At 58.0% G+C, this 19,113-nt stretch carries 14 protein-coding genes; 6 read left to right on the top strand and 8 right to left on the bottom strand.

The features are described 5' to 3' along the window. Nucleotides 1–2: 2 nt before the first annotated feature. Both K0F75_RS02520 and K0F75_RS02515 read right to left on the bottom strand, forming a co-directional pair. A complete protein-coding gene (locus K0F75_RS02520) occupies nucleotides 3–1,610 on the bottom strand; it encodes a carboxyl transferase domain-containing protein (protein ID WP_219060177.1) in 1,608 nt (535 codons plus the stop codon). A gap of 26 nt (nucleotides 1,611–1,636) precedes the next feature. After that, on the bottom strand, nucleotides 1,637–2,800 hold the full coding sequence (locus tag K0F75_RS02515; protein ID WP_219060176.1) for an isovaleryl-CoA dehydrogenase: 1,164 nt from the start codon (nucleotides 2,798–2,800) through the stop codon (nucleotides 1,637–1,639). Between the two features lie 271 nt (nucleotides 2,801–3,071). Here K0F75_RS02515 and K0F75_RS02510 point away from each other — a divergent pair, with 271 nt between their 5' ends. Further along, entirely contained in the window at nucleotides 3,072–4,751 is a 1,680-nt protein-coding gene (locus K0F75_RS02510) for an AMP-binding protein (RefSeq protein ID WP_219060175.1), read from the top strand. 552 nt (nucleotides 4,752–5,303) lie between these two features. Here K0F75_RS02510 and K0F75_RS02505 read toward each other — a convergent pair. From K0F75_RS02505 to K0F75_RS02495, 3 genes are all read right to left on the bottom strand, one after another. Then, the gene (locus K0F75_RS02505; protein ID WP_219060174.1) at nucleotides 5,304–6,203 is read right to left on the bottom strand and encodes a hydroxymethylglutaryl-CoA lyase; all 900 of its coding nucleotides are present in this window, start codon (nucleotides 6,201–6,203) and stop codon (nucleotides 5,304–5,306) included. A 26-nt stretch (nucleotides 6,204–6,229) separates the two neighbouring features. After that, entirely contained in the window at nucleotides 6,230–6,631 is a 402-nt protein-coding gene (locus K0F75_RS02500; protein ID WP_219060173.1) for a MerR family DNA-binding transcriptional regulator, read from the bottom strand. Nucleotides 6,632–6,798: 167 nt separating this feature from the next. Next, nucleotides 6,799–7,746 carry a LysR family transcriptional regulator gene (locus K0F75_RS02495; protein ID WP_219060172.1) on the bottom strand — a complete coding sequence of 316 codons (948 nt, stop codon included), beginning with the start codon at nucleotides 7,744–7,746 and terminating at the stop codon, nucleotides 6,799–6,801. A 161-nt stretch (nucleotides 7,747–7,907) separates the two neighbouring features. Between K0F75_RS02495 and K0F75_RS02490 the strand changes: the two genes are divergently transcribed. Then, nucleotides 7,908–9,140: an acyl-CoA dehydrogenase gene (locus K0F75_RS02490; RefSeq protein WP_219060171.1), complete on the top strand. Its 1,233-nt coding sequence runs from the start codon at nucleotides 7,908–7,910 to the stop codon at nucleotides 9,138–9,140. Nucleotides 9,141–9,211: 71 nt separating this feature from the next. On the opposite strand, the gene K0F75_RS02485 is transcribed toward K0F75_RS02490, so the two are convergent. Both K0F75_RS02485 and xthA read right to left on the bottom strand, forming a co-directional pair. Continuing rightward, nucleotides 9,212–10,582, bottom strand: coding sequence for a substrate-binding domain-containing protein (locus tag K0F75_RS02485; protein ID WP_219060170.1), 1,371 nt, complete (start codon nucleotides 10,580–10,582; stop codon nucleotides 9,212–9,214). A 100-nt stretch (nucleotides 10,583–10,682) separates the two neighbouring features. Continuing rightward, entirely contained in the window at nucleotides 10,683–11,495 is an 813-nt protein-coding gene (gene xthA, locus K0F75_RS02480; protein WP_219060169.1) for an exodeoxyribonuclease III, read from the bottom strand. Nucleotides 11,496–11,694: 199 nt separating this feature from the next. Here xthA and K0F75_RS02475 point away from each other — a divergent pair, with 199 nt between their 5' ends. The 3 genes from K0F75_RS02475 to K0F75_RS02465 all read left to right on the top strand — a co-directional run bounded on the left by K0F75_RS02475 (nucleotide 11,695) and on the right by K0F75_RS02465 (nucleotide 17,837). Next, nucleotides 11,695–12,345 (top strand): N-acetyltransferase, encoded by a 651-nt coding sequence (locus tag K0F75_RS02475; protein WP_219060168.1) that lies wholly within the window; start codon nucleotides 11,695–11,697, stop codon nucleotides 12,343–12,345. 66 nt (nucleotides 12,346–12,411) lie between these two features. Beyond that, a complete protein-coding gene (locus tag K0F75_RS02470) occupies nucleotides 12,412–14,151 on the top strand; it encodes an autotransporter assembly complex family protein (RefSeq protein ID WP_219060167.1) in 1,740 nt (579 codons plus the stop codon). Nucleotides 14,152–14,165: 14 nt separating this feature from the next. After that, nucleotides 14,166–17,837 carry a translocation/assembly module TamB domain-containing protein gene (locus tag K0F75_RS02465; RefSeq protein ID WP_219060166.1) on the top strand — a complete coding sequence of 1,224 codons (3,672 nt, stop codon included), beginning with the start codon at nucleotides 14,166–14,168 and terminating at the stop codon, nucleotides 17,835–17,837. A 57-nt stretch (nucleotides 17,838–17,894) separates the two neighbouring features. Here the strand turns inward: K0F75_RS02465 and K0F75_RS02460 are convergent, their stop codons facing one another. Continuing rightward, a complete protein-coding gene (locus K0F75_RS02460) occupies nucleotides 17,895–18,890 on the bottom strand; it encodes an aldo/keto reductase (RefSeq protein ID WP_219060165.1) in 996 nt (331 codons plus the stop codon). 155 nt (nucleotides 18,891–19,045) lie between these two features. On the opposite strand from K0F75_RS02460, the gene K0F75_RS26140 reads away from it, so the two are divergent. Continuing rightward, a partial coding sequence (locus K0F75_RS26140; RefSeq protein WP_374028592.1) for a hypothetical protein occupies nucleotides 19,046–19,113 on the top strand: 68 nt, incomplete at its 3' end.

Here is a 19,113-nt window from a genome sequence, read left to right as displayed (position 1 = left end):
GGTTACATCCGGAACACACCGAATGTGCTTGGCTCGATAGGCGCATTCAGCGATGCGGACAAGGCCAGGGCAAGGATGTCCCGGGTTTGCGCGGGGTCGATTACACCGTCGTCCCACAAGCGGGCGCTGGAGTAATAAGGATGACCCTGATGCTCATACTGATCGAGAATCGGTTGCTTGATCTCGGCTTCCTGCTCAGCGCTGAATGTGTGGCCGCTGCGTTCGGCTTGCTCGCGCTTGACCTGCACCAGTACACCTGCGGCTTGTTCGCCGCCCATCACACCGATCCGGGCGTTGGGCCACATCCAGAGAAACCGCGGGTCGTAGGCGCGGCCACACATGCCGTAGTTACCCGCGCCAAAACTGCCGCCGATGATGACCGTGAACTTCGGCACCTTGGCGCAGGCTACGGCGGTGACCAGCTTGGCACCGTGCTTGGCGATGCCGCCGGCTTCGTACTTCTGGCCGACCATGAAACCGGTGATGTTCTGCAGAAACAACAACGGGATGCCGCGTTGGCAGGCCAGCTCGATGAAGTGCGCGCCTTTCTGCGCCGATTCAGCGAACAGGATGCCGTTATTGGCCAGGATCGCGATGGGATAGCCGTGCAGATGGGCAAAGCCGCAGACTAGAGTGGTCCCGAACAAGGCCTTGAATTCATCGAACACTGAGCCGTCCACCAGGCGCGCAATCACTTCGCGCACATCGAACGGTTGCTTCGCGTCAGCCGGGATCACCCCGTACAACTCGTCGGCGCCATACAACGGGGCGATGGGGACCAGTGCGTTGAGCTCACCCTGTTTACGCCAGTTGAGGTTGGCGATGCTGCGTCGGGCCAGGGCCAGGGCATGTTCATCACTTTCGGCGTAATGATCGGCAACCCCGGAGATCTTGCAGTGCACATCGGCACCGCCCAGGTCCTCGGCGCTGACCACTTCACCGGTCGCAGCTTTCACCAGCGGTGGGCCGGCGAGGAAAATCGTCGCCTGTTGGCGAACCATGATTGCTTCATCGGCCATGGCCGGCACGTAGGCGCCGCCCGCTGTGCACGAACCCATGACCACGGCAATTTGCGGGATGCCCACGGCGCTCATGTTTGCCTGATTGAAGAAGATCCGCCCGAAGTGCTCGCGGTCCGGGAACACTTCATCCTGACGCGGCAGGTTGGCGCCACCGGAATCGACCAGATAGATGCACGGCAAGCGATTTTGCTGCGCGATGGTTTGCGCACGCAGGTGCTTTTTCACCGTCAGCGGATAGTAAGAGCCGCCTTTTACCGTGGCGTCGTTGGCGACGATCATGCATTCGACGCCTTCGACCCGGCCGATGCCGACGATCAAACCTGCCGCAGGTACGTCTTCGCCATACACCTCATAAGCCGTCAGTTGGCCGATTTCAAGGAAAGGTGAGCCAATATCGAGCAAGCGATTGATCCGTTCGCGGGGCAGTAATTTGCCACGCGAGGTATGGCGCTCCTGGGCTTTAGGCCCGCCGCCCTGATGAACCTGGGCGAGCAACTTTCGCAAGCCTTTGACGTGTTCCAGCATCGCTGCGCCGTTGACTGCGAATTCGGGCGAGCGCGTGTTGATTTGGGTGTGCAGGATGGCCATGAGGCACTCCAAAAGATCAAATAGGCTCAGCGCGTTTCGTTGAACAGCTCGCGACCGATCAGCATGCGGCGGATTTCACTGGTGCCCGCGCCGATCTCATACAGCTTGGCGTCACGCAGCAGGCGACCGGCTGGAAACTCATTGATGTAGCCGTTGCCGCCCAGTATCTGGATGGTGTCCAGGGCCATTTTGGTGGCGCATTCTGCGCTGTACAGGATCACCCCGGCAGCATCCTTGCGCGTGGTTTCGCCGCGCTCACAGGCTTGAGCCACGGCATACAGGTACGCGCGGCTGGCGTTGAGCTGGGTGTACATGTCGGCGACTTTGCCTTGAATCAGCTGGAATTCGCCGATGCTCTGGCCGAACTGTTTACGGTCGTGAATGTAGGGCACCACCACGTCCATGCAGGCTTGCATGATCCCGGTAGGGCCACCGGAAAGCACGACACGCTCGTAGTCGAGGCCACTCATCAAGACTTTGACGCCGCTGTTCAGCACGCCGAGCAGGTTCTCTTCCGGCACTTCGACGTCATCGAAAAACAGCTCGCAGGTGTTGGAGCCCCGCATGCCGAGCTTGTCGAATTTGTTGCTGCGGGAAAATCCTTTCCAGTCGCGTTCCACGATGAACGCGCTGATGCCATGAGCGCCTTTTTCCAGGTCAGTCTTGGCGTAGATCACATACGTGTTGGCATCCGGGCCGTTGGTGATCCAGGTTTTACTGCCATTGAGGACGTAATGATCGCCGCGCTTGTCGGCGCGCAGTTTCATCGACACCACATCGGAGCCGGCATTAGGTTCGCTCATGGCCAGGGCGCCAACATGCTCGCCGCTGATCAGCTTGGGCAGGTATTTGGCTTTCTGCTCGGGGTTGCCGTTGCGGTTGATCTGGTTCACGCACAGATTGGAGTGAGCGCCGTAGGAGAGGGCGACTGAGGCCGAGCCACGGCTGATTTCTTCCATCGCAACGACGTGAGCCAGGTAGCCCATGCCCGCGCCGCCGTATTCCTCAGAGACCGTGATGCCGAGCAAACCCATGTCACCGAACTTGCGCCACATGTCAGCCGGGAACAGATTGTCTTTATCGATTTGCGCCGCACGGGGCGAAATTTCTGCCGCGACAAAGGCCTGAACCTGGTCGCGCAGCATGTCGATGGTTTCGCCGAGGGCGAAGTTCAGGCTCGGGTAGCTCATGCTTTTTACCTTTCCTATTATTGTTGGGTGCAAACCCTGGGTTGGGGTCTTGAAAATAATGAGTGGCATGGTGAATGCCTTATTCACCTTTACGTTAACGTAAACCTGTCGGGCTTTGCCTGTCAACATCCGTTCGCAGGCATGACCTTTACGTTAACGTCAATTTGCGCCAAAGTAGGCTTGTTCGAAGAGTAAGGCCTTTATGATGGCTGTGTCTGGCGAAACGACGATACGGCTGTGATCCCAAAACAAACATAAAAAGGGACCGTCCATGATTCAACCTAGCTATTCTCGCGGCCGGCAGGACAAGGCGCTGTTGGCGCAGACCATCGGTCAGGCATTCGACGAGACTGTCGCCAAATGTCCTCTTGGCGAGGCATTGGTCGTGCGCCATCAGCAACTGCGCTATAGCTGGGCGCAGTTGGGCGAAGCGGTAGACCTGCATGCGCGGGCGCTGATGGCGCTGGGCTTGCGGGCGGGCGACCGCCTTGGCGTTTGGGCTCCGAACTGTGCGCAGTGGTGCATCACTCAGTTCGCCAGCGCCAAACTGGGCGTGATTCTGGTCAATATCAATCCCGCGTATCGCACCAGTGAGCTGGAGTACGTGCTCAAGCAGTCTGGCTGTCAGTGGTTGATTTGCGCCGGAGCGTTCAAGACCTCGAACTACCACGCCATGCTCGCCACGCTGGTACCGGAATTGTGCGACTACCCGGCAGGGCAATTGCGCAGTGAGTCCCTGCCGGAGTTGCGTGGGGTGATTAGCCTCGATGAGCAGCCGCCAGCCGGCTTTCTTCCATGGAGTGCGTTGGCGCCTTTGGCAGTCGAGGTCAGTGTCGAGCAACTGAACGAGCGGCAGAGCTGTCTGCAATTCGATCACCCTGTGAATATCCAGTACACCTCAGGTACCACCGGTTTCCCCAAAGGTGCGACCCTCAGCCACTACAACATCCTCAATAACGGTTACATGGTCGGTGAAAGCCTTGGCCTGAGCGCTGCTGACCGCGTCGTGATCCCTGTGCCGCTGTATCACTGCTTCGGTATGGTCATGGGCAACCTGGGTTGCATGACCCACGGCGCAACGATGATCTACCCGAATGACGGTTTCGACCCTTTGCTCACCCTCCGCGTCGTGGCTGATGAGCGAGCTACTGCGCTGTATGGCGTGCCAACCATGTTCATCGCCATGCTCGATCATCCGCAACTCAAGGCATTTGACCTGTCCAGCCTGCGCACCGGGATCATGGCTGGCGCGACCTGCCCGATAGAGGTCATGCGCAAGGTGATCAGCGAGATGCACATGAAGGAGGTGCAGATCGCCTATGGCATGACTGAAACCAGTCCGGTGTCGCTGCAGACCGGGCCTGAGGATGGTATTGAGCTGCGGGTAACGACCGTGGGCCGCACCCAGCCGCAACTCGAGAGCAAGATCATCGACGAAACCGGTTGTGTCGTCCCGCGTGGCCAGATCGGAGAGTTGTGCACCCGTGGTTACAGCGTGATGCTCGGCTATTGGAACAACCCGAAAGGCACCACCGAGGCGCTGGATCAAGCGGGCTGGATGCACACCGGCGACCTGGCGTCGATGGACGACAATGGTTACGTCTGCATCGCCGGGCGCAACAAGGACATGATCATTCGTGGCGGTGAGAACGTGTATCCCCGCGAGCTGGAGGAGTTCTTTTTCACCCATCCCGCAGTGGCGGACATCCAGGTGATCGGCATCCCGGATATCAAGTATGGCGAAGAGATCGTCGCCTGGATAAAGCTGCACCCAGGGCACGTCGTCAGTGCGCTCGAATTGCAAGGCTGGTGTAAAGATCGGATTGCCCATTACAAAACCCCGCGTCATTTCAAATTCGTCGACGAATTCCCCATGACCGTAACGGGCAAGGTTCAGAAATTTCGCATGCGGGAAATCAGTACCGAGGAATTGCTGAAGGCGATTAAGTAGGGGCTTGATGGGGTTTGGCAAACGCCAGATAGCACGAAGGGGAGCCTGGGCTCCCCTTCAAGGTTTTTATGCATGCTCATTTTTATTGTTTTAGGGTGGCCTGTTGTTGTTTTTGGCGACCTGTCCCTTTTACCGCTGTTTTAGTCGATCCCATTCAGGATCAAGAGCAAACGTATTTTTTTGAGCGCTGACTCGCTTTCATCACCTGCGTGATCCAACCAGTTCGGGAGCTACCTGAGGTAGTTTTATTGTTCTCTGCCCGGTCGCGGGGTCGAAACCCCTGAAAAGCTATCCACTCCAAAAAAATCTATTAGCTGCGTCTCTGTCCGTGTTGTTGTTGTTATGTCAGAGCCGATACGTATTGTTTTTATTGGGTACTGCTTTGTTTTTTATTTTTGTTGTACGGAACTTATAGCAGAAGCCGTGCCAACTTCATCAAGTCCTTTAAAATCAATGGCTTGAAAAAATACTTATCAAAGTAATCCCTGAAAATTATCAGTAATTGTTTCCGTGTTACCCGTTTTCGCCCGCCATTTTTCCAGGCGGTAACACTCAACTCGCCAAACGCACCTTCGCGACCCGCGAACCGGTAGGGCGCCCCAGCACGTCACAGATGCGCTGACCGGCTGCGATCAAGCGATCCATGTCGATGCCGGTATCAATCCCCAGGCCGTTGAGCATGTACAGCACGTCTTCGGTCGCGACGTTGCCGCTGGCGCCCTTGGCATAAGGGCATCCGCCGAGCCCGGCAATTGAGCTGTCGAACACCTGAATCCCTTCAAGCAGGCTGGCGTAGATATTGGCCAGCGCTTGCCCATAGGTGTCATGGAAGTGGCCCGCCAGCTTGCCCCGAGGTATCTGCCCGGCGACCACGTCGAACAAGGTCCGGGTCGCGCCGGGTGTACCGGTGCCGATGGTGTCGCCCAGAGACACTTCATAACAGCCCATGGCGAACAGCTCGTTGGCGACCGAGGCCACCTGCTGCGGCGCGACCTGGCCTTCGTATGGGCAACCGAGCACACAGGAGACATACCCGCGCACACGGATGCCGTGCAGGCGGGCGGCCTCCATGATCGGGACGAAACGTTCGAGGCTTTCGCTGATCGAGCAATTGATGTTGCGCTGGGAGAATGCTTCAGACGCGGCGGCGAATACCGCGACTTCTGTGACACCCGCAGCGAGGGCGTCTTCAAATCCCCTGAAGTTGGGCGCCAGCGCAGCGTAGGTTACGCCGGCCTTGCGCTGGATCTGGGCGAAGACTTCGGCGGAACCGGCCATTTGTGGGACCCATTTGGGCGAGACAAAACTGCCGACTTCGATATAACTCAGGCCTGCTGCGGTCAGTTCATCGACCAGCTGTACCTTGTCTGCGACGCTGATGGGCTGGGCTTCATTTTGCAGGCCATCGCGAGGGCCGACTTCTACCAGGCGTACATGTTGAGGCAGGGGCATGGCATCACCTTATAATTGTTTGAGATTTACTCAGTAACATCATGATCTGTAACCGTTCTTTCAAGTGCCGCCAGGCAACGCTCTTCAGCAGTGTCCAGCTCCAGCTGCATTTGCTGGATGTCCAGAAGCTGCTGTTCAAGCTGAGTGCGGCGGTCACTGATTTTGCCGAGCATGGTATTCAACTGTTTTCGATTGTCGCCGCGAGGGTCGTACAGCTCGATCAGTTCCCGGCATTCGGCCAGGGAAAAGCCGATGCGCTTGCCACGCAGAATGAGTTTCAGGCTCACCTTGTCGCGGCCTGAGTAGACACGCTCAAGGCCGCGCCGCTCTGGAGCGAGCAGGCCTTGTTCCTCGTAGAAGCGAATCGCGCGGGTGGTAATGTCGAGCTCGCGGGCGAGGTCGGAAATGCTGTAGGTCTGACTGCTCATGAAAGGACTCACGGTTAAACGTGTGGTTAACCTACGGCGTGCTTGACGTATACGTCAAGCTGCCTGCCGCGCCTTCATGCGTTTTTTGCTGTCTTATCAGTGTGTAAGTCACGACTATTTATTCTAGAAATGACTTTAAGTTATTAAAATTAACGCTTGATAATCAATTACTTGAGATTGGTATCTAAAGCTTTATCTAGCTTCTTTTCCTGCGCTGTCACCAGTTGGCAGAGTTCGATTATCTGCTCACGCATCCAGCGGTTAGCCGGGTCTTGATCAGTGCTTTCGTGCCAGTAAAGATGGGTTTCCACCGGTGGCACATCATTGACCGGCAAATTGACATAGTGCAGATCATGGCGTCTGGCGAAGCGTTCCGGCACGGTCATGACCATATCAGTCTGTTGCAGCACTTGCGAAGCCATCAAGTAGTGCTGCGAGCGCAGGGCGATTTTGCGCTGAATCCCCATCTTGCCCAGTGCCAGGTCAACATGTCCCAGGCCGCTGCGGCGACTGGAAATGTGGATGTGCGTCAGGGACAGGTAGTCTTCCAGGCTGAACTTTTCTTTGGTCGCCAAGGGATGCCCCTTGCGCATGGCACACACGTATTTGTCTTCCATGAGTTTGACGTGACGCACTTGCGGGTCGGTATTGAGGGGCGCATCGACGGCGAAGTCCAACCGCCCTGCGGCCAGCTCCTTGGTGGTCTCGCGACGCTTGGACAAAAAGCTCTCGATAATCACCGCCGGGGCCAGTCGACGCAGACGCTGAAACAACGCAGGCAGGATCACTGCTTCGGTCAAGTCGGTCATGCTGATGCGGTAGGTCTTGTTCGCCTGCAGCGGATTGAAAATCCGGCTTTCCTGCACCGAGACGCGCAGCAATGTCAGGGCGTTGCGCACCGGCCCGATGATGTTCTGGGCCATGGGCGTGGGCACCATGCCTTGCGCGGTCCGTACGAAAAGCGGGTCGTTGAAGGTCTCCCGCAGGCGGGCCAGAGCGTTCGAGACCGCAGGCTGGGTGATGCCGACAATCTGCCCGGCACGGGTCAAATTGGCTTCGGTATAGATGGCATCAAAGACAATAAAGAGGTTGAGGTCGACCTTGCTCAGATTCATTCCATTGCGCTCTCATGTTGTTTTTATTGAGACGTTACGAAGGCCGATCATATATCGGTTATGAATGTTTATACACGTTGAGAATAGGTTAGATAAATTTTCATCGCTGATCTAGCATCCAATTCATGCATTCACCCACCTCCTTCAGAAGGTAGCTGCTCATGGATTTCGCGTATTCCCCAAAGGTTCAGGAACTGCGTGAGCGCGTCACTGCGTTCATGGATGCTTATGTCTACCCGGCAGAACCTGTGTTCGAACGTCAGGTCGCCGAGGGCGATCGCTGGCAGCCCACTGCGATCATGGAAGAACTCAAACTCAAGGCCAAGGCTGAGGGGCTATGGAACCTGTTTCTGCCAGAGTCGAAGCTCGGTGCGGGCCTGACCAACCTGGAGTACGCCCCGCTGGCTGAAATCATGGGCCGTTCGTTGCTAGGGCCAGAGCCGTTCAACTGCTCGGCCCCAGACACGGGCAACATGGAAGTGCTGGTGCGCTATGCCAACGAAGCCCAGAAGCAACAGTGGCTTGAACCGATGCTACGCGGCGAAATCCGTTCAGCGTTCGCCATGACCGAGCCGGACGTGGCGTCCTCCGATGCCACCAACATGGCCGCCCGCGCTGAGCGTGACGGTGACGAATGGGTGATCAACGGCCGTAAGTGGTGGACCTCCGGGGCCTGCGACCCGCGTTGCAAAATCATGATTTTCATGGGGCTGAGCAATCCCGAAGGTCCGCGCCATCAGCAACACTCAATGATTCTGGTGCCGACCGATGCCCCTGGCGTAAAAATCGTCCGCTCGCTGCCGGTATTTGGCTACGACGATGCACCCCACGGTCACGCTGAAGTGCTGTTTGAGAACGTTCGCGTGCCTTACGAGAACGTCCTGTTGGGTGAGGGGCGTGGCTTTGAAATTGCTCAAGGTCGACTCGGGCCAGGACGGATTCACCACTGCATGCGCTCTATCGGTATGGCTGAACGGGCATTGGAGCTGATGTGCAAGCGTTCGATCAGCCGCACTGCATTCGGTCGTCCGTTGGCGCGGCTGGGCGGTAACATCGACAAAATTGCTGATTCGCGGATGGAAATCGACATGGCGCGGCTGCTGACACTAAAGGCTGCGTACATGATGGACACTGTCGGCAACAAAGTCGCGAAAAGCGAGATTGCCCAGATCAAAGTCGTGGCGCCGAACGTGGCATTGCGCGTGATTGACAGGGCGATCCAGATGCACGGCGGCGCTGGGGTTTCCAATGATTTCCCGTTGGCCTACATGTACGCAATGCAGCGCACGCTGCGCCTGGCCGACGGCCCGGATGAAGTGCACCGCGCGGCGATCGGCAAGTTCGAAATCGGTAAGTACTTGCCGAAGGAAATGCTGCGCAGCGAGCAGCACTGACCGCGAGTAGCTGTGGGGGGCGGATTTATTCGCTCCCGCACTGGCTACGCAGGTCCATGTCACCCGGACACTCAATACACCCAGACTTCTACCCGCCGATTCTTGATCCGGCCTTCATCGGCGTTGTTGGCCGCGACCGGCATCTCATCACCCAAACCGCGAATGTCGCGCAAGACCACGCCCGCCTTGACCAACTCTCGCCGCACCGCCATGGCCCGGAGTTTGGACAATAAGGCTGCCCGCGCTGGATCGCTCTTGGCATCGCCAAACCCTACCAGGGTGACGTGGCCATTCAATTTATCGTGTGTCTTGAGGTAATCAACGACCCGCTGCAGGTCGAGTTGCGCCTTGTTATCCAGGGTCGCACTGCCTTGAGCGAAGCGAAAATTCACCGACAAACGCTGTGCTTGCTTAACGATGGCTTGATAGTCCGCAGGCATCCCGGCGGAGGCCTGGACTTTGATCGCCTGTACTGTCTGGGCGATGAAGCCGTTGTTCGCAACGATGGCCTGGCCTTTGCTGCTTTGTGCGAACTGCACCAGTGCGTCGGCCCATGGTTGGAGGCCCTGAGGTGGCAGGTAGAAATACAGGCGCCGCGACAGTGGATAATCTTCGGTGGCAATCAGGCTGACGGTCGGCAGCATGGGTTTCGAGTCGCCATCGGCAATCGCGACTGCGTGGGCCCTGCGCACGTAAGGCAAACCGATAAAACCAATGCCTCCACGGTCCTGGCTGACTTCATCAGACAGCTGCTCACTGGATTCGAACCGTTTGGTGTTGCGCGCCAGGGTTTTGCCGTACTTGAGCAGTACCAGCTCATTGAACGTGTCGAAGGTGCCGGAGTGATCATCACGGGCATACAGGTGAATCGCGCCACCGGTACCGCCGAGATCTTCCCAGTCGTGAACTTCACCCGAGAATATTTGCGCGAGTTGTTCGGTGTTCAACTGATGCAAGGGGTTGGCCGGATGGAGGATCACCGCCACGCCGTCGATGGCGATGACTTGTTCGGCCTTGCGACTTTTCAGGTCGCCCAGCGAGGCCAGGTTCGCCAGTTCGCTGTCTTTGATCGGCCGTGAGGAGGCCGCCAGGTCTGCCTTGTCGGCCTTCAATGCAGTGAAACCCGTACCCGAACCATGGGCCGCAACCTCGATCAGTACCGTGCGCCCGGCAGGCGTCTGGCCGAGCACGCGCCGTTCGTTCTCATGGGCGCCCGCTTCGATATGCACATTCTGCAGACCTTGGGCGTGCAGCAAGCCTTCGACCAGCGCTGGGCCCAACGCGGCGCCGATGGTATTGGAGCCCTGGATGCGTAACGCCGGGATGCCTTCGGCAGGGATGGGCAATGCCGCGAAAACCAGGCCGGGCAGGGCGCTACAGATAAAGCCGAATAGCCAGGCTGCGCGGTGTTGGGCAGTACCGGTAAACAGAGCGCGCAGCATGTGCGGCACCTTATTAGAGACAGAAAGTGCCGGGAGATTAAGTCAGAATGATTGCTGAAATATGACAGCCATGACTAAAAGGGTGTCTGCGGGGCAGGTTCTAGCTTAACTCCAGCCAGATCGGCGCATGGTCCGATGGCTTCTCCATGGCGCGCAGGTCGTAGTCCACGCCAGCGGCCTTGATGCGTGACTGCAAGCCATGGGAGGCCATGATCACGTCGATCCGCAAACCGCGCTTGGGTTCATCTTCGAAGCCTCGGCTGCGATAGTCGAACCAGCTGAAGCGGTCGATCACCTCGGGATGAAGATGACGGAAGCTGTCTATCAGGCCCCAGTTTTTCAGACGCGCCATCCACTCGCGTTCTTCAGGCAAGAAACTGCATTTGCCTGTCCTGAGCCAGCGTTTGGCGTTATCCGGGCCGATGCCGATGTCGCAGTCTTCTGGGGAAATGTTCACGTCGCCCATCACCACCAATGGCTGATCGTTTTTGAACTGGCTTTCCAGCAACAGCTGCAGGTCGTTATAGAAACGCTCCTTGGCCGGGAATTTGGTCGGGTGGTCGCGGCTTTCACCCTGCGGGAAGTAGCCATTCATGATGGTCACAGGCTCGCCCTTTGGGTCGGCGAACGTGCCCCAGATAAAGCGTTTTTGCGACTCCTCGTCATCGGTGTCGAAACCCTTGTGCAGGGTGAGAGGCGCCTGGCGCGAGAGCAGGGCGACACCGTAGTGGCCTTTTTGCCCGTGGAAGTGCACGTGATACCCCAAGGCTTCGATTTCAGCGTGGGGAAATTGCTCGTCCGAGACTTTGGTTTCCTGCAGGCCGATCACGTCCGGCTGATGTTTCTCAATCAGCGCCGCCAACTGATGAGGTCTGGCGCGCAGGCCGTTAATATTGAACGAGACGATTTTCATGGGCGGCAATCCTGGCAAACAAAAAAGCGATGCTAGCTGACCTGTCGACTCACGGCCAGCGTGGCGGATTGCCTGTTCCAATGCTAGGGTCGGGTAGCAGAGTCGAAAATGTCGGAACTGTAGCGCGTACCTGTTACTCGAAGCTTTCGCATCACAAACGCTGTCGTTCGAGCAGCGCTGTACCTATGAGGTCAACCAAATGCCTGAAACTTCAACAGCCGTGGCTGAAGTCCGTCAGTTGGACAGTGGTTACTCCCGCGAAGCACGTTCGCTGCTGTACCACGCCTACCGCCATGAGCCGAGCTTCGCTTACTTGTTTGAATCCGACAGGCCGGGCTATGAACATCGGGTCAGGGCCACGGTGCGTGAACTGGTCAAACAGCACTTTTTGCAGGACCTGCCGGCGCTGGGTTTGTTCGTCGAGGATCGGCTGGTGGGGATCGCTCTGATTGCCCCTCCGCAACGCCGTCTGGACATTACCGAAAGCTGGGCGTGGCGCTTGCGCATGGTTCTCAGTGCAGGGTTGCGCTGTACCCAGCGCTATCTGGAGTATCACCAGGCGGTGCTGGCTTGCCTGCCGTCAGACGCTGTGCACGTTTTGCCATTGCTGGGGGTCCACCCGCAATTTCAGGGTCGTCACTTTGGCGAGCAGCTGCTTACGGCGCTGCATCAATGGTGCGCCGTCGACGAAACCTCGCAGGGCGTGGTGCTCGACACGGGCAATCCGCGTTATCTGGAGTTTTATAAGCGACAGGGCTATGAGGAAATCGGTGAGATTGCTGTAGGGCCAATCCGTGAACATGTGTTTTTCCACCCCAATCCTCAGGTATTGCTTAAAGCCCAGGCATAAAGTCCCTGGCTTTCGCTGTCAGACGCGCTCCAGCACGACGCGCCGCGCGTGATAGCATCCGCGCCTATGAAGTTTTCCGGTAGATTCACCAGCGGTTTGGTCCTGCTGTTTACTGTCCAGTTCAGCACCTTCGCGGTGTTCGCCGCGGCGCAACTGGACATCAGGATCGAACCCTCCAACGACGCACTTAAAGCCAATATCGAAGGGTATGTGGGCAGCCTTGGCGAGCGCGACGAAGAGGCCCTGCAACGTTTCAGTCTGGGGGCCGAAGAGCAGGCGCAAAAAGCGGCGCAAGCCCTGGGCTATTACCAGGCGCAGATCGACAGCACCGTAAAAACCGGCAAGGACCTGCGACTGGTGATCAATGTGGTGCCCGGCGAGCCGGTGCATCTGCGCAATGTCACGGTACGGATTGACGGCCCGGCCGCCTCGCTCAAGGCTTTTCGGGTGCCGAAAAGCGACAGATTGAAAACTGGCGCTGTACTCAATCATGGCTACTACGAAGACGCCAAGCGCCTGATCCTGAATCAGGCGTCGCGCTATGGCTTTTTTAGCGGACGCTTCAGCAGCCAGCGCCTGACTGTCGATCCGAAGGCCGGTGTGGCCGATATAGAGCTGATTTATGAGAGTGGCCCGCGCTACGTGTTAGGCAAAGTCAGCTTCAGTGGCGATGCGCCATTTGATGATGACTTGATGCAACGCATGGTGCCGTTCAAAGCCAACACCCCTTATGACTCGGAACTGATCGCTGAACTCAATCAGGCCTTGCAGTCGAGCGGCTATTTCGAGGGTGTGCGGGTGGACGCTGCGCCCCCGGCGGCAGTGGATCAGGTGATTCCGGTGGCGGTCCAGCTGGAAACCCGCAAGCCGCGCACGATGGGACTCGGCCTTGGCTTTTCCACCGACGTCGGCGTGCGCGGCAAGGCTAACTGGACGCGCCATTGGGTCAATCCCCAAGGCCATAGCTACGGCACCGAGATGGAACTCTCGGCGCCACGCCAAAACGTGGGCCTGTGGTACGACATTCCTCTGACCCCGCCACTGACCGACAAACTGCGGTTCGCTGGCGGCTACCAGTACGAAGAAATCGCGGGCACTGACTCCGTAAGCAAGCTGTTGACCGTCGGCCCCGAGTGGCACAGTCGGCTGTCCAGCGGCTGGGACCGGGTGATTTCATTGAAGTGGCAGCGCGAGGAATATCGCCTGGGCGACGACTCCGGGATGAGTACGCTGCTGATGCCGGGCATCAGTTATTCACTCTTGCGCAGTGACAACCGTATCGACCCGCACAACGGCTATCGCCTGCAGTTCGATGGGCAAGTCGCCAAGGAGGGGCTGGCGTCGGACACCAACTTGTTGCGCGGCACTGTGTTGCTTAAAGGCTTGACGACCGTGTGGCAAAACCACCGTTTTCTTGGGCGCGTGCAGTTTGGTGGTAGCGCGACCAACGGCTATCAATCGATCCCTCCCTCCTTGCGTTTTTTTGCTGGCGGCGATCAAAGCGTGCGTGGCTATGACTACCAGACCCTATCACCGACGAACTCCGACGGTGATCGCATTGGCGGACGGTACATGGTCGCTGGCAGCGCCGAATATCAATATTCGATCGCTGAAAAGTGGCGCGTGGCGACGTTTGTCGATCAAGGCAACTCCTTCAATACATTGCAACTGCCAAGCTTGAAAACCGGTGTCGGTATCGGCGTGCGCTGGGTCTCGCCGGTCGGGCCGTTGCGCCTGGATCTGGCCCATGCGCTGGATGGTGATGGCGGGTTTCGTGTGCACTTTTCCATGGGCCCTGAATTATGAGGAGTGCCTGAACGGTGCGTCGTGCAACAAAAATTACCGGCCTGAGCCTGATCGCATTACCCGTGCTGCTGATCCTGAGTCTGTGCCTGATCCTGGGCACGCAAGCGGGCAGTCGTTGGGCGCTGGGGCTGGTGCCGGGGCTGAAAATCGAAAACTTCAGCGGCCACCTGGCCGGTCAATGGCGCGCCGATCATCTGCTGTGGGTACAGGGCGATAGCCGCGTCGAAGTCGATGCGCCAGTCTTTGCCTGGTCGCCTTCGTGTCTGGTGAAGATGACGCTATGTGTCGATCAATTGCAGGCCGAGCGCGTCAGTTTACAGTTCCCTTCCGGTGCCGACCAAAGCAGTGGCCCCATGAGCCTGCCGGATCTGAAGCTGCCGTTGGCGATCCGCTTGGGTGACGTGCGCATCGGCAGCCTGATGCTTAATGGCAGCGAGCAATTACGCGGTCTGCAACTGGCAGCGGAGTGGACGGCCAACGGCCTGCAGATCAATGCTGCGCATCTGCAACGGGATGATCTGGTGCTCGACCTGTCCGGGTTATTGCAGCCGAACGGCGACTGGCCGCTGACAGCCCAAGGTCAGTTGAAGCTGCCGGCACCGGGTGATCAGCCTTGGACGCTGGCCTTGAACATTCAGGGTAATCTGCTCAAGACTTTGCAGCTCAAGGCAGATAGCAGTGGTTATCTGCAAGGTCAATTGAGCGGGCAACTGCAACCGCTGGTGGAGAACCTGCCCGCACAGGTGAAAGTCACGGCGGATGGCTTCAAGGCCAGTGCCGGTCTGCCGGACACCCTGCAACTCAATCAGCTTGAGCTGACAGCTCAGGGCGATTTAAAGAACGGTTATCAGGTCTCTGGCAACGCCAGCCTGCCTGCCGAGCAAGGTCCGGTCGCGCTGGTGCTGCAAGGCAGGGTCGATGCTCAAGGTGCGGACATCGCTGCGCTTGATCTGACGGCCAGCGCAGAACAATCACTGAAGCTCAGCGGTCGGCTGGACTGGCGCCAGGGCTTCAGCGCCGACGCAAAAATCGATTGGCTGAACTTTCCGTGGCATCGGCTTTACCCGGCGATTGATGAACCGCAGGTGGCTGTGCGCACCTTCAACGGCGAAATCTCCTACACCGATGGCAAATACCTGGGCAATTTCAGCGGTGCTTTCGATGGACCCGCGGGGGCGTTCAGCCTAAGCAGCCCGTTCAGCGGCGATCTCAAGCAAATCTTTCTGCCTCAGTTAGAGCTGACTGCGGGACAGGGCAAGGCCGATGGTCATCTCAACCTGCAATTCGCCGATGGCATAGGCTGGGATACAGCGCTGGACCTGAGTGCGATCAACCCGGCGTATTGGCTGGGAGAATTGCCGGGCACCCTGGCTGGACCGCTGCGCAGCACCGGGGAATTCAAAAACGAGCGACTGAGCCTGAACGCCGACCTCGACCTCAAAGGTCGGTTGCGGGGGCAGCCGGCTGTGCTGCAGGCCAAGGTGGACGGCGCCGGTGATAAGTGGACGGTCAGTTCGCTGGATGTACGCCTGGGCGATAACCGCATTCAAGGCAAAGGCAGCTTGCAGCAACGTCTGCTTGGCCAACTGGACATCAATTTGCCGCGTCTGGGCCAGCTATGGCCGCGTTTGCAGGGGCAAGTCAAAGGGCGCCTGGACCTGGCGGGCACACTGCAAGCGCCGCAAGGTCAACTGACACTGCAAGGTGGGCAACTGGCGATGGCAGACAACCGCCTGCAAAGCCTGGCCCTGGCAGCAACGCTGGACACCGCTCAGCGTGCGACCGTTGACCTCAAGGGTGGCGGTATTCAACTGGGCGACACGCAACTGGGCACGCTGAAGGTCAACGGTCAGGGCGATATCAAACATCAACAATTGGCGCTCGACCTGCAAGGCCCATTATTGAAACTGGGGTTGGCGCTCGACGGCGACCTGAGCAAAGGTGATTGGCGGGGCAGGCTGGTCAGTGGCGATGTGCAAACAGGGGGCCAGGATTGGCGCCTGCAGCAGCCGACCAAACTCGAACGACTGGCTGATGGCAAAATCAATTTTGCCGCTCACTGCTGGATTTCAGGGCAGGCAAGTTTGTGCGGTGAGGATCAGCGGCTGATGCCCGAGCCGAGCTTGCGTTATCACCTTAAGCAATTCCCCCTCGACAGCCTGGCTCAGTGGTTGCCCAAGGACTTTGCCTGGAAAGGCCTGCTCAACGGCAACGTGCAACTCGATCTCCCTGCTTCCGGCCCTAATGGTCAGGTTTCGGTGGAGACCAGTGGTGGCACTTTGAGCATTCGCGAGAAGGACCAATGGCTGGATTTCCCTTATGAAAGCCTCAAGATCAGCAGCACCCTGACCCCGAAACGCATCGACTCCCGGCTGGACTTTCGCGGTGGAAAACTGGGCACGCTGTCAGTGACAGCGCAGATTGATCCGCTTGCGAAAAACAAACCGCTGTCCGGCGCGTTCAACCTCAGTGGGGTGGACATATCCATTGCCCGGCCTTTCGTGCCGATGGTCGAAAAACTCACCGGCAGGCTCAATGGCAGTGGGCGTTTGTCTGGCGGTCTGCTGGCACCGCAGGTTAATGGCAACGTCACCCTCAGCGAAGGCGAAGTGTCTGGGCCGGAACTGCCCGTCAGCCTGCATGACGTGAAGGTTCAGGCGCTGATCGCTGGCGAAAGCTTACGTCTGAACGGCGGCTGGAACAGTGGAGAAGCTGGGAAAGGTACGTTGAATGGGCAGATATCCTGGGGCGAGGCGCTCGCGGTGGACCTCAATCTGAAAGGCGCGCACCTGCCGCTCACGGTAGAGCCTTATGCGGTGCTGGAAGTGGCACCGAATCTGAACATCACCATGAAGAGCGGTAAGCTGGCGATTTCCGGCAAGGTGCTGATCCCCAAAGGCGCGATTACGATTCGTGAACTGCCGCCCTCGACGGTCAAGTTGTCGGGTGACACCGTGATCGTCGGTCATCAGACCGAACAGGGTGCGCCGCCGCTGATCATGGCCATGGATATCGACGTTGAAGTGGGCCAGGAAACGCTCAGCTTCAGCGGTTTTGGGCTCACCGCGAATCTGGCCGGGCATGTGCATATCGGTGACAACCTCGACGCTCGGGGTGAGCTGACCCTCAACGATGGGCGTTATCGGGCTTATGGTCAGCGTTTGACCATTCGTCGAGCACGGCTTTTATTTGCGGGCCCCATCGACCAGCCGTACCTCGATATCGAAGCCATTCGCAAAACCGATGACGTGGTCGCCGGTATTCGCCTGACCGGCAGCGCCGAACAGCCGACCACCGTCGTATTTTCAGAGCCGGCCATGAGCCAGGAGCAGGCGTTGTCCTATCTGATCCTGGGCCGCCCGTTGAGCACCACTGGCGAAGACAGCAACATGATGGCCCAGGCAGCGCTGGCATTGGGCCTGGCCGGGAGTTCGTCAGTCACGGGTACGCTCGCCAAGGATCTTGGTATCAAGGATTTCGAACTGGACACGTCAGGCAGCGGCAATACGACCAGTGTCGTTGCAAGCGGCAAGATTACTGACAAGTTGAGCTTGCGCTACGGCGTCGGCGTGTTTGAACCGGCCAACACCATCGCCTTGCGTTATAAGTTGAGCAAAAAGCTCTATCTGGAGGCCGCCAGCGGAATCGCGAGCTCGCTGGATCTGTTCTATAAACGGGACTTCTGAGTCGCACGCACATCAATTGTGGGCGCTAATGAATTCGCGCCCACAATGGGTCTGCTGTTACTGGTTAACCAGTTTCAACGAGCTGTCGCTGTAACGCTTTCCGGCGATAGCATCGGTGGGGAACAGGTCTTTGAGGGCCTGCAGTTCGTTCTGGCTTAGTTTTATCGCTAATGCTGCGACGTTTTCTTCCAGGTATTTGCGTCGCTTGGTCCCCGGAATCGGCACGATGTCATTGCCTTGGGCAAGCACCCAGGCCAAGGCCAACTGCCCGGCGCTGACGCCTTTTTCAGCGGCAAGTTTTTGTACCTTCTCCACGAGCAGCAGGTTTTTCGCGAAGTTTTCACCTTGAAAACGTGGGCTTGAGCGACGGTAATCGTCAGCGGCAAAGTCGTCAGGGCTTTTCAGCGTGCCGGTCAGAAATCCACGCCCCAACGGGCTATAGGGCACAAATGCGATGCCCAGACGGCGACAGGTTTCGAGGCTGCCATTCTCTTCCGGGTCGCGACTCCATAACGAGTATTCGGTTTGCAGCGCGCTGATTGGATGCACTTTATGCGCCCGCTCCAGCGTACTGGCAGAGGCTTCGCTCAAACCGAGGTAACGAACCTTGCCAGCCTTGACCAGTTCAGCCATGGCGCCCACTGACTCTTCGACCGAGATTTGTGGGTCGATTCGGTGCTGGTAATACAGGTCCAGAGTTTCGATGCCCAAACGTTTGAGCGTGCCGTCGATGGCGCTGCGAATATATTCAGGGCTACCGTTAACCCCTCGGGCAGTGGGGTCGCTAGCGTCGCGGACAAAACCGAACTTGCTGGCGAGAAATACTTGGTCGCGTTTGCCGCGAATGGCCTGACCGATCAACTCTTCGTTAGTGTGCGGACCATACATGTCGGCGGTGTCCAGCAGCGTGACGCCCAGCTCCAGCGCGCGATGGAGGGTCGCTATCGCTTCTTTGGTGTCAGTGCCGGTGGTATAGAAGTCGGTCATGCCCATGCAGCCGAGACCGATGGCGGAAACCTGCGGGCCGTTTGTACCGAGTTGACGGGTTTGCATGGATAAACTCCTGCCGATTAAAAGGTGGCCCCATTGTTACGCTGAGCAGAACAGAGATAAACCGGCTTAAAATGCTTTAACTGTTTAGATAATCTAAATAGTAGCGCCTAAAATTGCCTCCCTGACTTCACTTCACCCCACAAGGCCGTCGTCCCATGGATCGATTCAACGCCATGCGCGTGTTCACCCGCATCGTCGAACTCGGCGGGTTTGCCAAAGCCGC

It is taken from the genome of Pseudomonas sp. UMAB-08 (genome assembly GCF_900095225.1).
Taxonomy (GTDB): Bacteria; Pseudomonadota; Gammaproteobacteria; order Pseudomonadales; family Pseudomonadaceae; genus Aquipseudomonas.
Note: the sequence above shows the minus strand (reverse complement) of the source record. Positions and strands in the feature narration are given on the sequence as shown.